This window comes from Altererythrobacter ishigakiensis (genome assembly GCF_001663155.1).
Taxonomy (GTDB): Bacteria; Pseudomonadota; Alphaproteobacteria; order Sphingomonadales; family Sphingomonadaceae; genus Erythrobacter; species Erythrobacter ishigakiensis.
In genome coordinates this window covers 1,311,891-1,326,801 of sequence record NZ_CP015963.1, presented here as the reverse complement: position 1 = coordinate 1,326,801, position 14,911 = coordinate 1,311,891, and the positions used below count along the sequence as shown (strand labels likewise).

The window sequence follows — 14,911 nt, the reverse complement described above, 5'->3', positions numbered from 1 at the left end:
AAGTGACTGAGACGCCGATCCTCTATTCCTTCCGCCGCTGTCCCTATGCGATGCGCGGCCGGATGGGCCTGTGGAGCGCGGAGATCGACGTAGAGCTGCGCGAGGTTAAACTCGCCAACAAGCCGGCTGAATTGATTGAAGCTTCGCCCAAGGCGACAGTGCCTGTGCTCGATTTCCGGGACGGTTCAGTGATCGATGAAAGCATCGCGATCATGCGCTGGGCCTTGCACCAGAATGATCCGGAGGGCTGGCTTTCAGGTGATGACGACGCGCTGATCACGCGCAATGATGGCCCGTTCAAGCATCATCTGGACCGCTACAAATACCCGACGCGTTATCCCGATGAGGCGGGCGGTGGTGAAGAGGCATTTCGCCTGCACCACCGCGAGGCGGCGTATGAAATTCTGCGCGATCTAGACGCGCGGCTGGCGGCTCAGGCCCAGCTTTGCGGCGACAAACGCACGCTGGCGGACATCGCGCTGTTTCCCTTTATCCGGCAGTTCGCCAACACTGATCGCGCGTGGTTCGACGCGCAGCCTATTCCGCATTTGCAGCGCTGGCTGGCAGGGCATCTTGAGAGCGATCTGTTCAAGAGCATCATGCCCAAGTTCGCGCCCTGGAAAGCGGGCGATTACGTGATCAAGTTTGGTCCCGCCAGCGCGGCTTAACCTGGGCACTGCGCCAGCGCATCGCGCAGCGCATCAATCAGCCAACTCGTCGCCGGTCCCGGGCGCGCATCGCGGCGCCATGTGGCGCTCAACATATAATGCGCACCGGGTTTCTCGGGCAGGTCCAGCTCAACCAGCGAGCCGTCGCGCAGATCATCGGCAACCTGGTGCCGCGGCATGTTGCCCCAGCCGATCCCTTGCTTCAGCAGGATATGCTTCGCGCCCAGATCCCCGAGCCGCCACGTCTGCGGGCTAAGTACGGCAAATTCCTGCCCCTGCGTAATTGATGAACGGTCGGACAGGACAATTTGCAGGTGCTTGCGACTTTCACCCGGTTTGATGCCTGATTGCGCGAGCGGGTGCGCAGGTGCGGCCACCGGGATCAGTTCGACCTCGCCGATAACCTGCCTTTCCAGATCGGGATGATCGCTCACGACCGGGCCGGCCACCCCGAGTTGAGCTTCGCCGTCCAATAGACAAGCCGCCACTGCGCCCAACCCCTCTATATTCAGCCGCAGCGCCACAGTCGGGAACATCCGCCGGAACTCTTCCAGTACCCGTGCAATAACCGCGCCCGGTATCATCACATCCAGCACCAGGCTGACTTCGCTCTCAAGCCCGGCGTGCAAGCTTTGTGTCTTGGCAAGCAGTGCATCGGTCGCATCTGCAATCGCACGCGCTTCGGCCAACAGGCCCTGCCCCGCTTCGGTCAGCACGGGCTTGCGTGACCCCTCGCGCGCGAACAGCGTCACGCCCAGTTGCGCTTCCATCTGTTGCACGCCGTAACTGATTGCGGACACTGTGCGGCCCATCTTGCGCGCTGCACCGCCAAAGCTGCCCTCTTCCTCCACGCTGAGGAAGATGCGCAACTGGTCCAAGCTGGGTTCGCCTAACCGCATGACGTCATATGTTCGGATAATCTGAACATTATGCGCAGCTTTATCTCAGTTTTCCTGTTCATTCGCAAGGGCTATCTGCAGCTCACAACGTCACTCCAACAGGAGACTCAGAAATGATCGAACTACGCCCTTTCAACTCTCTCGGTGCCGCCAATCACGGATGGCTTGACGCGCACCATCACTTTTCATTCGCCGGTTATCACGATCCGTCGCGGGTAAACTGGGGCTCGCTGCGTGTCTGGAACGATGACACAATCGCTCCGAAGACAGGCTTCCCCACTCACCCGCACAACGACATGGAAATCATTACCTATGTCCGCAGCGGCGCGATTACGCACCGCGACAGCATGGGCAATGAGGGCCGCACCGAAGCGGGCGACGTTCAAGTGATGAGCGCGGGATCTGGGATCCAGCATTCGGAGTACAATCTGGAAGACGAAGAAACGCAAATCTTCCAAATCTGGATTATCCCGGAAGAGCGCGGCGGCAAGCCCGATTGGGGCGCCCGTCCCTTCCCCAAGGAAGACCGCGCAGGTGAATTCGTTCCGCTCGCCAGTGGTGTCGCGAATGATGATGACGCGCTGCCGATCCGCACCGATGCCCGCGTGCTCGGCGCAACGGTGAAGGCCGGCGAAAGCGTGACATACACACCGCGTGATGCCTCGCGTCACCTCTATCTCGTGCCTGCAACCGGCAAGGTTCAGGTGGAAGAGGTCGAAGCAAACGCCCGCGATGGTGTGGCCATCACTCAGCGTGAGAGCGTGACCATCACTGCGCTGGAAGACAGCGAGCTTGTGCTCGTCGACGCAGCCTGACCCCAAGCCGACCGGGCATCCCCCTCTCTCCCCCGCCCGGTCGGCACCCCCTTCTCTCTCAGCAAAGGACATTCCAATGACCAACATCCTCCACATCACCGCCAGCATTCGCGGAGAAGAAAGCGTTTCCAAAGGCCTGGGCATCAAGCTTGTTGAAGGCCTCGCAGCGCAGCACCAAGCCAGCGTCACGCGCCGCGACCTGGCGCAAAATGATCTGCCATTCATCGATACAGACCGCTTTGCAGCCAACCTTGCGCCGCATGCAGAGCGTACCCTCGAGCAGTCCGAACTGGCAGCTATTGCCGACACGCTGATCGGGGAGCTGCAAGCTGCCGACACCATCGTATTCAGCACGCCAATATACAACTTCGGCGTACCCGCCACAGTGAAAGCCTGGGCCGATCTGGTTGCGCGCGCAGGCACTACCTTCAAATATACCGAGAACGGTCCTGAAGGCCTGCTGACCGGCAAGAAGGCCTATATCACGGCAGCATCCGGCGGCACGACGGTGGGAAGCGAAATCGACTTCATGACGCCCTGGCTCAAATTCTTCCTCGGCTTTCTCGGCATCACCGATGTCGATGTGATCGCTGCAGACGGCATCATGGGTGCTGGCGGCGAAGAGAAGATCAAGCAAGCTCATGAAACTGTTGAGCGTTTGGCAGCCTAATTCAGATCAGATCATCAAAAAGGACAGGGAAATGACTCAAGAAATCAACGCTAAACAGGACACAGTGATGCTGATCAGCCGAGTGTTGCTAGCCGCACTTTTCATACTAGCAGGCGTAGGCAAGCTGAGCGGTATGGAAGGCACGGTGGGTTATATCGGCTCCAAGGGTCTGCCCTTCCCCGAACTCCTGTACTTCGGCACTGTTGCCTTGGAAATTGGCGGCGGATTGTTGCTCGCGGTCGGTTTCAAGGCCCGCTATGCAGCAGCTGCTCTGGGTGTGTTTAGCATCCTCGCCGCGATCATCTTCCACAATGACTTTGCACAGCAAAGCGAGATGACTTCATTCCTCAAGAACCTCGCCATTGGTGGCGGCATGTTCATGGTCGCCGCATTTGGACCGGGCCGTTACTCGCTCGACAAAGGGTAACGTCACACCCGCCCAGGCTGGCTGCCGCTGGCAGGCAAAAAAGTGCCGGAGAGCAATACGCTCTCTGGCACTTTTGCTTTAGTCGATACGCGGCTTCACCCTGTCATCATGCGGCAGTTTAGCTTCCAGTGCGGCATAGTATTCCGGTCTGCGTGGATATTGCACCATCACCATCAATATCAGCGCCATCAGAATGCCGCCCCCCACTACCAGGAATATCGATGGTAATCCGCCTAAACCGTCAATCTGGCTCAACACGAATGCGCCAAATGAAATCCCGAAGTTAGAGACTGCCATGTAGATCGCGAACTGTGTTGCCGCGACTGTAGGATCGCAAAGCCGCATCGAAATCGGCAAACACGCAACGGTGAGCAGGATATCCAGCGAGATCCAGGCATACACGAACGTGACGAACAGCGTGGGGTTCGACCAGTAGGGGATGCTGAAATACATCACGGCGCACATTGCAATCTGCACCAGCATCCATCCGATAGCTGTCTTCTTCGCGCCAAATTTGTCGCCCAGCCATCCGCCCAGCGACAGGCCCAGAATGCCAGCGATCAACCCTCCGGTCGAAGTTGCTGCCGCGATTTGCGCCTCGCTCCAACCCACATCATTCGCGCCGATCAAGGGAGTCACGCCCGTCAGTCCGCCGTAGAGTATACCGCGTCCAAACAAAACCGGCACCCAAAGCAGGCTGACCAAACGTGTCAGTGATACGAGCGTGTTCTTCAGGATCGGCCACCACGCCTCAGCCTGAATTTCCAGATTTCTCGGATGCGCATTACCGGGGTGCCATGGCAAACGCCGTTCGCCTTCACGCTCACGAAACGAAACAATGTAAAGACACAGCAACAACACAAGCAGAGCGACCAAGGCATATGCGGCTGGGGCTCCATAGCTGCCGATCACAGCGCCGGTCAGCGCGGTACCGGCCGCGATCCCGATCGACTGCCCACCGAACATCATCCCGCTGCCGCGGGAGCGCTCGTCTTCCTCCATGATGTCCACCGCCAGCCCGTCGACAGCGACATCCTGAAACGTTGTGGCTGTGTTGAGAGCGAACCCTATCGCTCCCAATATGGCGATCTGTGAAGACGAGGGATTGAGCGCCATGCCAATCAGCAGCACCAGGATCATGGCCGATTGCGCGCCGACCAGCCAAACCCTGCGCCGCCCCAATGACAGAACCGTATGCCGGTCCATGATGAAGCCGTTGACGAGCTTGAGCGACCAGGGAAGCGCTGTCAGCGCCAGCACTGAGCCAACGTCTTCGGCATTTGCACCATTCGCAGCCATCCATGCTGGAATTGCAAACCAGCTAAGCCCGATCGGTAGCCCCTGCCCGACATAGAGAATGAAAAGTGTGAAAAGACGCAGCTTCTGGCTGCGCGCCAGTATCAAGCCGCTCGTATCAGGATTGGTCGCCATCTAATCCCCTGCCCGACGATGCCGGATCCAGTGCGCGACCACCTTCGCCAACCTACAGCTACATTTTACAAATCATAGCGATTACTGGCGTTTGCTCACAGCTTCGGCGTTTTTGCGCGCAGTTCTTTCAACCACACATCGGCAACCGCGTCTGACGGCGCTCGCCAATCGCCGCGCGGGGATAGAGCGCCGCCCGCGCTTACCTTTGGGCCGTTGGGGATGGCGCTGCGTTTGAACTGGCTGAATGCAAAGAAACGCTTGATGAATTTCTCAAGCCATTCGCGGATTGTGACGAGCTCATATTCATTCTTCTTCGCATCGGGGAATTCAGCCGGCCACAACCCTGCTTGCGTATCTTTCCACGCATGCCACGCAAGGAAGGCAATCTTGCTCGGCCGCTGACCCCAGCGAATGGTGTGATGCAGGAAAAAGTCATTCAACTCATAGGGGCCAATGATACTCTCTGTGCTCTGGATCTCACCGCCTTCGCCCGGAGGTACCAGCTCGGGCGAAATCTCCGTATCGAGGATTGAAAGCAGCACTTCGTCGGTCTGGGGATCAAACTGTTCGGTGCTCACCGCCCAACGGATCAAATACTGGATCAGCGTTTTGGGGACTCCCGAATTTACCGCATAATGGCTCATCTGGTCACCAACACCATAAGTACACCAGCCAAGCGCCAGCTCGCTCAAGTCGCCCGTCCCGATCACAAAGCCCGAATGATGCCCCGCCAGCCGGAACAGGTAATCGGTGCGCAGTCCGGCTTGGACATTCTCGAAAGTGACGTCGTGGACCGGCTCTCCATCAGCGAAGGGGTGATCCATATCATCCAGCATGCGCGTCGCCGCAGGACGGATGTCGATCTCTTCCGCTGTGATGCCCAGCGCCTTCATCAGTTTCCACGCATTCGACTTGGTGTGATCGGACGTCGCAAAGCCCGGCATGGTGTAGCCGCGGATGAAGCTGCGCAGCAGACCCAGCCGGTCACAGCATTTGGCCGCAACGATCAAAGCATGCGTTGAATCGAGACCGCCAGAAATGCCGATCACCATGCTCTTGGCATGCGTCGCCTCCAGCCGGCGCATCAGGCCATCGACCTGAATGTTGAACGCTTCGTAGCAATCCTCATCGAGTTTGTGCTGGCGATTGGGTACAAAGGGGAAGCGCCGTATCGGGCGCACCAGACCGCGATCACCTTCACTCGGGGCAAAGTTAAAGGCGACAGTTCGGAAGCTGTCTTCGGGCCGCCCGGCTGCCTCGGCGGCGTCGTTGAAGGTCTGCATCCGCGCGCGCTCTGCCAGAATCCGCTCGCAGTCCACGTCAGCGATGCACAGCTCTGCATTGAGGCTGAAGCGTTCGCTTTCAGCCAGCAGATCGCCCAGTTCGTAGATCATGCCCTGGCCGTCCCACGCGAGATCGGTGGTGCTTTCGCCATGTCCGCTGGCACAATAGAGATAGGCCGCGACCGCGCGCGAACTTTGCGCACGGGCTAGCAAATGCCGCTCATCCGACTTGCCGATTGTGATGTTGCTGGCTGAAAGATTGGCGAGCACGGTTGCGCCTGCCAGCGCACCTTGTGTCGATGGCGGCGTCGGCGCCCAGTAATCCTCGCAAATCTCGACGTGCAGCTTGAACCCAGACAGGTTTGATGCAGCGAAGATCAGATCGACGCCGAAAGGTACGGTCAGCCCTGCGACAGTGATCTCCAGCCCCTTGATCTCGCGGCCATGAGCGAACCAGCGCTTCTCGTAATATTCACGATAGTTGGGCAGAAAGCTTTTCGGCACAACGCCCAGCAACCGTCCGCCCGCTATAGCCGCCGCGCAATTGTACACCCGCCCATTGTGACGCAGTGGCGCTCCGATCAGCAAAACCGGATCAATGTCTGCACTTGCCGCGACAATACGCGCAATGCCTGCTTCCGCTGCATCCAGTAAAGCGGACTGCAAATGCAGATCATCGATTGCATAAGATGACACGCAAAGCTCTGGATATGCCACCAGATCGACGCCTGCATCGTGCGCGCGTTCCGCCTCGGCCAGAATGCCCTCTACGTTGTAGTCTATATCCGCAGTGCGGGTTTTGGGCGTACTCGTTGCGACACGAACCATCCCGTGCTGGCGCATGTCGAAGAAGGGATGCTCGCGAGTATCCCGATCTAATTGATCATTTTGTGATACTGTCGAGGAGCCTTCAGTATCCTGTTCAGGGGCGGGCTCAAGCCAGTCTGCGGGCGAACATATCCCCAGGTCAGCCAAACGTCTTTGCACCGGGGGACGCGCAACTTTCCCTTTGGATTCCCAGCCGTACACAGTCCTGCTTGGCCAGGGATCGCCAAACCGAATGCCAAACTCCTCTGCTGACAGCGGCGGTTTGTGCGCCTCACGCCAAGCGCGAATCTTGTATCCTGCCAAGTGCATAGAAGATTGAGTATCCTTTTATGATATAAATGGCAAGTTTCGCTACTCCTATGAAAAGCAATTCGCGACGGATGATCGCAAAGGTGCTTCTTGCACTCGTAACTTCGATGCCCCACCTCTCGAACTCAGAGAGAGCTTCAAGATACAGGAACCAACAAACATGGCAGACCCCACCTACACCCCGCCCAAAGTATGGTCAGTAGACACCGAAAGCGGCGGCCGCTTTGCCAATATCAACCGCCCGACTGCCGGCGCGCGCGAAGAGAAAGATTTGCCGGTCGGCGAGAACCCCTTCCAGCTCTACTCGCTTGCAACGCCCAATGGCGTAAAGGTCACGATCATGCTCGAGGAACTGCTTGAGCTGGGCCACAAAGGCGCAGAATACGATGCCTACACCGTAAACATCGGCCAGGGTGAGCAGTTCACCAGCGGGTTCGTGGCTCTCAACCCAAACTCGAAAATTCCAACAATGGAAGATCGCAGCGGTGACAAACCCTTCCGCGTTTTTGAATCGGCAGCAATCCTGATCCATCTGGCAGAGAAGTTCGGCGAGTTCCTGCCAACCGATCCCGCCGCTCGTGCTGAGACGCTGAGTTGGGTCGCATGGCAAGTCGGCACAGGCCCGTTCATCGGTGGCGGCTTTGGTCACTTCTACGCCTATGCGCCGGAGAAGTTCGAATACCCGATCAATCGCTATGCGATGGAGACAAAGCGCATCTTCGACGTTGCGGATAAGCGCCTGGCGGAAAGCCGTTTCCTTTCAGGCGACGAATACACCATCGCTGATATGGCCAACTTCCCCTGGCTCGCACCTTTCACCACTGGCGATATCTACAACGACGCGAAGACCTTCCTCTCGATCGATGAATATGAAAACGTTGGACGTTGGGTGAAGGAAATTGCGGCTCGCCCCGCGGTTAAGCGTGGCCGCATCGTCAATAAGGTATGGGGCGAAGAGAACCAGCAATTGGCGGAACGCCACTCGGCAGCCGATTTCGAAGGTAAGGATATCTGATCCGGGATATTTGACGCGGTCAGTGCTTTACGGTTTGGTGGCTCAGAAGTATCGCTTGGGCCACCAAGCCATTATTGGAGTGCTGATTGGACCACACCCCGCCTGAGCGCATAAAGCTGAAGGAAAAGCTGGGCTACGGCGTGGGCGACCTAGCCTCTGGCCTGTACCTCAATTTCTTTGGCTTCTTCCTTTTTTATTTTCTGGTCGATTTGAACGGCTTGGCGCCAGCGGCGATCAGCCTGATGTTGCTCCTGACCAAGCTGGTCGATGCAGTGACTGACCCGATGATGGGCGCCATATCCGACCGCACACGCAGCCGCTGGGGGAGATACCGGCCCTACATGCTGTTTGGAGCGGTGCCCTTCGGCTTTTTTGGGGTAATGGTCTTCGCGGCGCCAGACCTGAGCCAAACCGGCCTTCTGATCTGGGCTTATGTCACCTACACACTTGCGATGCTGGTCTACACAATTGTGAACGTACCCTACGGCGGCTTGCTGGGCGTTATCTCTCCCAGTGCCGAACAACGTGGCAGTGTCACCGCGTACCGCATGTTTTTCTCCGCCTTGTCGGGGATCTTGATAGGTGTTCTTGGCACCACGCTGGTGCGAGAGTTGGGCGGAGGCAACGAGGCACGCGGCATTATGTGGACAATGGCGTGTATTGCCGGACTGTCTTTCTTCTGCCTTTTGGCAACCTTCTTCACCACCAAGGAACGTATCGAGCCGACACAGGAAAACGGTTCGATCCTTGGTGATTTCAAAGAACTGGTCGTGACCGGGCCCTGGATAGCAGTGGCCATAGCCGCGATCTTGGGCGTCACCGCCATTGCAGCGCGCCAAGCCAGCGCCCTGTTCTTTTTTGAATATGTCGCGGGAGACGATGGGACGCCTGTTCTTGCCTTTATGGATCGTCCGGCGCTGTTCCTGACCGCGCTGGCGCTGGGGCAGATCAGCGGTGTGATCCTCGCCAGTTTCCTACAACGGCGGTTTGAAAAGTCGCATCTCGTCATCTTTGCGGGGGCACTAAAGGCTTCGGCAATCATGCTATTCTACGCCATGCCCTTGGATGCTGTATGGCCGCAAACATTTGTACAGTATGGAGTTGGGATTGGCTTCGGCATGCTGATGGTTCTGGCCTACGCGATGTTCACGGATATCGCGGAGTATGTTGACTGGCGCTCGCGCAAACAGATGACCGCACTTGTGGTCGCCGCATCGATCTTCGCGGTGAAGACGGGTGTCGCCTTTGGGCTCGCCCTACCTGGCCTTGTCATGAGCATGACGGGCTTTGAAGCAGGCCAGGAACAAAGCGAAGCGGCGGTCAGGGGAATCAACCTTGCCTTTGCGATCATTCCCGCCATTGTGCTGGTCCCGGGCGCGGTTGCCATGCTGTTTTACCGCATTGATCGGCAAACGATTGCCAAGATTGAGGCCGAGCTTGCGCAAAGGCGGCAATTGCCTGCCTGAACCCTCTTCACATTGCAGTCAGAGCCGCTATAGGGAGCGCCCCGCCATCAAAAAGCGGGTCTGCTGGGGTGTAGCCAAGCGGTAAGGCACCGGTTTTTGGTACCGGCATGCGCAGGTTCGAATCCTGCCACCCCAGCCAACCTTCCATGTATTGCGTTAAGAAAAGATCAGACCGTTCCGGCCACACATAGGTTCTGGCCAGTAACCCACTCGCCTGAGTTACCGACGAGATAGAGCACACATGCGGCGATATCGCGTGGCGTGCCTAACCGACCCGCAGGCAGGTTCAGCTGCTCAAGCAAAGGCCCAAAATCCTCGTCCTTCATGTCGAGCGCCTTCTTCACCGTATCGGTAGGGACAAACCCGGGCAGGATCGCGTTGACGCGGATTTTTTGCGGCCCTAGCTCCAAAGCAAGTGTCTTGGTCAGCATATTCACGCCAGCCTTAGCAGCGCTGTAGTGCCCGCTACCTGGGAAGGGATCGCGTCCAGCCATCGACGATGTATTCACGATACTGCCGCCGTCCTTCATGCGCTTCGCCGCGGCCCGCACGCCATAGAATACTGAGGTTAGATTTACGGCCATCGTCTTGTGCCATTCCGCTGGCTCAAGCTCCGTAAGCGGTGCGGAAACAAGCGACCCTCCCGCATTGTTAACCCAGATATCGAGCCGACCGAATTCATCGATAGCTCGCTGGCCAAGCGCCTCCATATCTTCTTCGTCTGAGACATCGGTTATATGTGCAACCGCGCGACCTCCAGAACTGCTCTCGTTAATCAACTTTGCTGTGCTTTGGATCTGATCGCCTGACCTCGCGGCACAAACAACATCGGCGCCAGCTTCAGCCAGCAGGGTAGCAATACCCTCACCGATACCACGTCCCGCCCCCGTCACCACGGCGACTTTACCAGTAAGGTCGAACAGTTCCTTCATTCGCGCGCTCCAACTAAACAAGGCTGAGAGCTAAGAGGACGACACCTCACAGTCTACTAATCAAATGTCAGTGGAACGAAGAGGGTGGGCGACTAAATTTCTGATCGGCTTATTACCTTAACCGGACCAGTTTCATCCCTTCCAAGGGATCTACTCAGTCCCCAGTTGAGGCTGCGGATTATTGGGAACCAGAATCATCGTATTGCCTTCGACTCGCCACGAGGCAAGCCGAGAAAGCAAATTCATACCCACAACGTTTGTCTTACCAAGCGAGGGTGCGATCACCACATCTAGCCCGCGAACGGCGACGTTACCGAACCGCAACTCACCGATGGTCGAGAGTTCTGCCGAAACGGGACCGTTGGCAGTGTTTACGGTGACCGGCAATCCACCCCGGCGGGGCAACAGGCCCGCACGATCAGCTACGCCTTGGGACACCGCGGTTAGCGTGGCCCCTGTATCGACCAGAAAGTCCGCTGGAACCCCGTTTATCTGAGCGCGCAGCCAGAAATGTCCGTCTGAGGCCATCGGAATGTGCGTCTCGCCGCCTTCAACGATTTGTTCAGGCAACCCAAATTGCGGGACAGCGATTTCCAGTCGGGAGTCAAAGCGCGACAATTGCAACACGACGACCAACAGTACCCCGCCAAGAACCACAGTACTTGCCCGACGCACAAAAAAACCGAGCGGAACCTTTCGGCGAACCATCAATGATCCGATCGCGCTAACGGCAATCGCCGCGACCACCATAAGCAGCAAGCCCGAACGCGGGATCGCCGCGATTGTCATCGCCAGATATTCCCAGATGCCCTTGATCGACATCACATAGATATAGGTGGATTCATCGATTTAATCCATGAGCGAGTTCGATGATTGAGCGCTAAATCCCACCGGTCACTTTTCTCGCAAGCTCCCGGCCGGAAGTCCACGCGCCCTCTACTCTTGGCGAAACGAGATAGTCACCGCATAGGCCGATCGACTGATCAGGATCCCATATCGCTGTTTCCGGTGACGAGACTTTTGGAAAGGCATATCGCCAGCGATGCGCCGCAAGGTGGATCGGCGCTGTTGCGGTCGTGCCCGTAGCGGTGAAGAATTCATCCAATAATTTGGTCCCTGCCTCTTCTTGAGAGAGCTCAAGGTGCTTACGTGACCAATCAGCGCCAGCATGGATAATCCAGGTCTCTGCACCCGCTCGCTCCGGCTTTGTCGAGTTTCTCGCCGTCCATGCAATCGCGTCGCTCGGCTCACACAGGCAATCGCGCTCAATGTCTAACCGCCTCTCCCATGCCGCCATCACAGCCCAACATGGGAGGGACTGCACTTGGGCCGGAACGGCAGCCAGCGCTGGCGCAACGCTGCCGAGCAATTCCGTGGCCTGTTCTGCGGGAACCGCCACGATCACCGCATCAAATTGATGCGTGCCTTCTTCCGTGTGAAGCTGCCAGTGCTCCGCATCGCGGTCTATGCGGTCGACCTGGGTGGCCCAATGCACATTAGCTTGCAGCCCCAGAAAACGGATAGGTCCGTTCATTCCCGGAACGCCGACCCAGGCATCCTCTGATGCAGCAGGCCACGCCGCAATCACTCCTGCGGCTAACCACTCGGCGATCTGATCAGAGAAGGCATCTGTCGTGGCAGTCAAGTATTGAGCGCCGTGATCAAAAGAGATCGTCACACCGTCGAGCTCTGCCCGGCGTGCGGCCATTCGGCCACCTGGCCCGCGCCCCTTGTCGAACACAGTGACATTGTAACCAGCAGCCTGAAGCTCTGTCGCACATGTCAGCCCGGCCATTCCGGCCCCGATCACGGCGATATGTTTCTGCTGAGCGTCCATGCGGGCTTCAACGCCCGCTTACCGCAATGGTTTCAATTCTTTCTGCGATCTCAAGGAGCGCTGCGCGGGATCGTCGCGTCCGCCAGCACCAGCGAGAAACGCTCTTCGCTGTCGGTCCAGCGCTGCACCGGAGTCCATCCGCCTGCGAGTAATAAGGTATTCCCCGTCCGACGGTTGAATTTATGGCTGTTTTCGGTGTGGATGCTCTCGCCTTCGCGCATCGCAAAAGACTTCCCGGAAACGGTGAATTGAAGGTCGCGTGTTGCCACAAGATGCATCTCAATCCGTGCAAACTCATCGTTCCATCGCGCCACATGCTGCAAGGCATCGAACGGAATATCCGCATCAAGTTCACGATTGATACGCCGGATCAGATTGAGATTGAATTCGGCGGTCACTCCGGCCGCATCATCATAGGCTGCAATCAAGACTTTGCGGTCTTTGATCAGGTCCATCCCGATCAACAATTTCGATCCTTCGCCCAGTGTTTCGCGCATGGTCCGCAGCAGATCGACCGCCGTGCGCGCGACCATGTTTCCGATGGTTGATCCGGGGAAGAACCCCAGCTTGGGCATCCCGGCAACTTCCGTGGGCAACTCCACACGGCGCATGAAATCCGCCTCAACTGGATAGACCGGCAGGCCGGGAAACTTCGCAGAAAGCTCTCCCGACGATGCGCGCAGGAAGTCGCCGGAAATATCGAGCGGTACATAGGCCGCTGGATCGATCGCGCTCAGCAAAAGCGGGGTCTTGACCGAGCTACCCGATCCGAACTCCACCACGGCCCGATCCGGCCCGATCAGATCGGCAAATTCAGCGCCACGTGCCTCCAGAATTTCACGCTCCGACCGCGTTGGATAGTATTCGGGCAGGCGCGTAATATCCTCGAACAACTGCGATCCAGCGTCATCATAAAGCCAGCGCGCAGGGATCGCCTTTTGCGCTTCGGATAGACCTTGCAGCACGTCAGCGCGAAAGGCGCGGTCGACGCCGTCTTCATCCAGATTGACGAGGGCAATACCCTTGTTCGATGCCATGAAATCAAATGTCCTTTGCCAGCCTGAGACCGGTAAATTGCCACCGCTGATGCGGATAGAAGAAGTTGCGGTAAGAAGCGCGCGAATGGCCGCGGACCGTGGCGCAACTGGCGCCTTTCAGCACGAACTGCCCGCTCATGAATTTGCCATTGTACTCGCCCACTGCTCCTGCGGCGGGTCGAAAGCGCGGATAAGGCAAATAGGCCGAGCGAGTGAACTGCCAGCAATCGCCGAACAGACTGGCGTTGCCCATGGGTTGCACTCCGCGTGCCTCATCCAGTTGGTTACCCGCCGCAGAATCATGAGCTTGTGCCATAGCTTCCCATTCGAACTCGGTCGGCAATCGGTTACCGACCCAGCTCGCAAAGGCATCGGCTTCGAAGTATGAGATATGCGTCACGGGCGCTTCAGGATCACGATCCTGCCAGCCTTGAAGGGTAAAGTATTGCTCATCGCGCCAATAGAGCGGTGCGCAGATGCCGTTTTCGCGCACCCATGCCCATCCGTCAGACAGCCACAGCGCAGGGTTCGCGTAGCCGCCATCGGCGATGAATTCGGACCATTCGCGATTGGTCACGAGGCGTTTCGACAGCGCAAAGGGTTCCAATAATACACGATGGCGTGGCCCTTCATTGTCAAAGGCAAAGCCACTGCCGTCGTGCCCGATCATCGCGATACCGCCGGGATGCTCGTCCCATCCCTCCTGAAGCGCAATCGCTTGCTGCGGCGCTCGGCCAAACATCGCCGGGCCAAGCGGGTTCTGAAACAGCGCATGCTTGATATCAGTGAGCAGCAGCTCCTGATGCTGCTGCTCATGCGCGACGCCCAGCTCAATCAAGTCGGTGTGCGCCGGGTCATCTAGTAGCGGCTCCATCGCGGCATTAACATGCGCTCGCCATTCAAGCATCTGCTCCAAGGTTGGACGTGAGAGCATCCCGCGGGAAAAGCGCGCAATCCGTTCGCCCTCAGCCTCGTAATAGGAATTGAACAGGAACGGATATTGATCGTCGAATAGCTGATACCCACGCGCATGATCGCGCAGCAGGAATGTCTCCCAGAACCATGTCGTGTGCGCCAGATGCCACTTGGCGGGTGACGCATCTTCCATCGATTGGATAGTGGCATCAGCATCGCTGAGCGGCGCGACCAGCGCTTCGCTCAATCGCCGTGTTGCGCGAAATCTATCGGCGAGCCCAACAGCACCTTTATCAGCTGCACCGGCAAGCAGTTCTGGCACGTCACTTCTCCCGCGTCAGCTTGTGCTGGCGGTTTCATGCCCGAAAGGCATGACAAT

At 57.8% G+C, this 14,911-nt stretch carries 14 protein-coding genes and 1 tRNA gene; 7 read left to right on the top strand and 8 right to left on the bottom strand.

What is annotated here, in order from left to right; translation table 11 throughout:
- Positions 1 to 2 precede the first annotated feature (2 nt).
- A complete protein-coding gene (locus A6F69_RS06235; protein ID WP_083984845.1) occupies positions 3 to 668 on the top strand; it encodes a glutathione S-transferase in 666 nt (221 codons plus the stop codon).
- Here A6F69_RS06235 and A6F69_RS06230 read toward each other — a convergent pair.
- Complete coding sequence (locus tag A6F69_RS06230) at positions 665 to 1,567, bottom strand: LysR family transcriptional regulator (RefSeq protein WP_067598741.1); 903 nt, start codon at positions 1,565 to 1,567, stop codon at positions 665 to 667. The two genes, A6F69_RS06235 and A6F69_RS06230, sit on opposite strands and share 4 nt — an antisense overlap.
- Positions 1,568 to 1,680: 113 nt before the next feature.
- Here A6F69_RS06230 and A6F69_RS06225 point away from each other — a divergent pair, with 113 nt between their 5' ends.
- From A6F69_RS06225 to A6F69_RS06215, 3 genes are all read left to right on the top strand, one after another.
- The gene (locus A6F69_RS06225; protein ID WP_067598738.1) at positions 1,681 to 2,382 is read left to right on the top strand and encodes a pirin family protein; all 702 of its coding nucleotides are present in this window, start codon (positions 1,681 to 1,683) and stop codon (positions 2,380 to 2,382) included.
- 76 nt (positions 2,383 to 2,458) lie between these two features.
- Positions 2,459 to 3,052 (top strand): FMN-dependent NADH-azoreductase, encoded by a 594-nt coding sequence (locus tag A6F69_RS06220; protein WP_067598736.1) that lies wholly within the window; start codon positions 2,459 to 2,461, stop codon positions 3,050 to 3,052.
- A 31-nt stretch (positions 3,053 to 3,083) separates the two neighbouring features.
- Positions 3,084 to 3,479 (top strand): DoxX family protein, encoded by a 396-nt coding sequence (locus tag A6F69_RS06215; RefSeq protein WP_067602646.1) that lies wholly within the window; start codon positions 3,084 to 3,086, stop codon positions 3,477 to 3,479.
- A 78-nt stretch (positions 3,480 to 3,557) separates the two neighbouring features.
- Here the strand turns inward: A6F69_RS06215 and A6F69_RS06210 are convergent, their stop codons facing one another.
- Together A6F69_RS06210 and A6F69_RS06205 are read right to left on the bottom strand one after the other, a co-directional pair.
- On the bottom strand, positions 3,558 to 4,910 hold the full coding sequence (locus A6F69_RS06210; protein WP_067598734.1) for an MFS transporter: 1,353 nt from the start codon (positions 4,908 to 4,910) through the stop codon (positions 3,558 to 3,560).
- A 95-nt stretch (positions 4,911 to 5,005) separates the two neighbouring features.
- Positions 5,006 to 7,036, bottom strand: a complete 2,031-nt coding sequence (locus A6F69_RS06205; RefSeq protein ID WP_067602643.1) for an NAD(+) synthase — start codon at positions 7,034 to 7,036, stop codon at positions 5,006 to 5,008.
- Positions 7,037 to 7,490: 454 nt separating this feature from the next.
- Between A6F69_RS06205 and yghU the strand changes: the two genes are divergently transcribed.
- The 3 genes from yghU to A6F69_RS06190 all read left to right on the top strand — a co-directional run bounded on the left by yghU (position 7,491) and on the right by A6F69_RS06190 (position 9,950).
- Positions 7,491 to 8,345, top strand: a complete 855-nt coding sequence (yghU, locus tag A6F69_RS06200) for a glutathione-dependent disulfide-bond oxidoreductase (RefSeq protein ID WP_067598731.1) — start codon at positions 7,491 to 7,493, stop codon at positions 8,343 to 8,345.
- An 86-nt stretch (positions 8,346 to 8,431) separates the two neighbouring features.
- A complete protein-coding gene (locus tag A6F69_RS06195) occupies positions 8,432 to 9,811 on the top strand; it encodes an MFS transporter (RefSeq protein ID WP_067598728.1) in 1,380 nt (459 codons plus the stop codon).
- Positions 9,812 to 9,875: 64 nt separating this feature from the next.
- Positions 9,876 to 9,950, top strand: a tRNA-Gln gene (locus A6F69_RS06190).
- Between the two features lie 28 nt (positions 9,951 to 9,978).
- Here A6F69_RS06190 and A6F69_RS06185 read toward each other — a convergent pair.
- The 5 genes from A6F69_RS06185 to egtB all read right to left on the bottom strand — a co-directional run bounded on the left by A6F69_RS06185 (position 9,979) and on the right by egtB (position 14,854).
- Positions 9,979 to 10,743, bottom strand: a complete 765-nt coding sequence (locus A6F69_RS06185; RefSeq protein WP_067598725.1) for an SDR family NAD(P)-dependent oxidoreductase — start codon at positions 10,741 to 10,743, stop codon at positions 9,979 to 9,981.
- A gap of 150 nt (positions 10,744 to 10,893) precedes the next feature.
- A complete protein-coding gene (locus A6F69_RS06180) occupies positions 10,894 to 11,565 on the bottom strand; it encodes a retropepsin-like aspartic protease family protein (protein ID WP_083984714.1) in 672 nt (223 codons plus the stop codon).
- Positions 11,566 to 11,623: 58 nt separating this feature from the next.
- Entirely contained in the window at positions 11,624 to 12,580 is a 957-nt protein-coding gene (locus A6F69_RS06175) for an NAD(P)/FAD-dependent oxidoreductase (protein ID WP_067598722.1), read from the bottom strand.
- A gap of 50 nt (positions 12,581 to 12,630) precedes the next feature.
- Entirely contained in the window at positions 12,631 to 13,617 is a 987-nt protein-coding gene (egtD, locus tag A6F69_RS06170; RefSeq protein ID WP_067598719.1) for an L-histidine N(alpha)-methyltransferase, read from the bottom strand.
- Positions 13,618 to 13,621: 4 nt separating this feature from the next.
- Positions 13,622 to 14,854, bottom strand: coding sequence for an ergothioneine biosynthesis protein EgtB (gene egtB / locus A6F69_RS06165; protein ID WP_067598716.1), 1,233 nt, complete (start codon positions 14,852 to 14,854; stop codon positions 13,622 to 13,624).
- Between the last annotated feature and the right edge of the window lie 57 nt (positions 14,855 to 14,911).

Bases quoted from the DNA above. Each gene is read 5' to 3' on its own strand.
- A6F69_RS06210 (WP_067598734.1), bottom strand. From the start codon at position 4,910: ATGGCGACCAATCCTGATACGAGCGGCTTGATACTGGCGCGCAGCCAG.
- A6F69_RS06225 (WP_067598738.1), top strand. From the start codon at position 1,681: ATGATCGAACTACGCCCTTTCAACTCTCTCGGTGCCGCCAATCACGGA.
- egtD (WP_067598719.1), bottom strand. From the start codon at position 13,617: ATGGCATCGAACAAGGGTATTGCCCTCGTCAATCTGGATGAAGACGGC.
- A6F69_RS06230 (WP_067598741.1), bottom strand. From the start codon at position 1,567: ATGCGGTTAGGCGAACCCAGCTTGGACCAGTTGCGCATCTTCCTCAGC.
- A6F69_RS06185 (WP_067598725.1), bottom strand. From the start codon at position 10,743: ATGAAGGAACTGTTCGACCTTACTGGTAAAGTCGCCGTGGTGACGGGG.
- yghU (WP_067598731.1), top strand. From the start codon at position 7,491: ATGGCAGACCCCACCTACACCCCGCCCAAAGTATGGTCAGTAGACACC.
- A6F69_RS06220 (WP_067598736.1), top strand. From the start codon at position 2,459: ATGACCAACATCCTCCACATCACCGCCAGCATTCGCGGAGAAGAAAGC.
- A6F69_RS06205 (WP_067602643.1), bottom strand. From the start codon at position 7,036: ATGCGCCAGCACGGGATGGTTCGTGTCGCAACGAGTACGCCCAAAACC.
- A6F69_RS06175 (WP_067598722.1), bottom strand. From the start codon at position 12,580: ATGGACGCTCAGCAGAAACATATCGCCGTGATCGGGGCCGGAATGGCC.
- A6F69_RS06180 (WP_083984714.1), bottom strand. From the start codon at position 11,565: ATGTCGATCAAGGGCATCTGGGAATATCTGGCGATGACAATCGCGGCG.
- A6F69_RS06215 (WP_067602646.1), top strand. From the start codon at position 3,084: ATGACTCAAGAAATCAACGCTAAACAGGACACAGTGATGCTGATCAGC.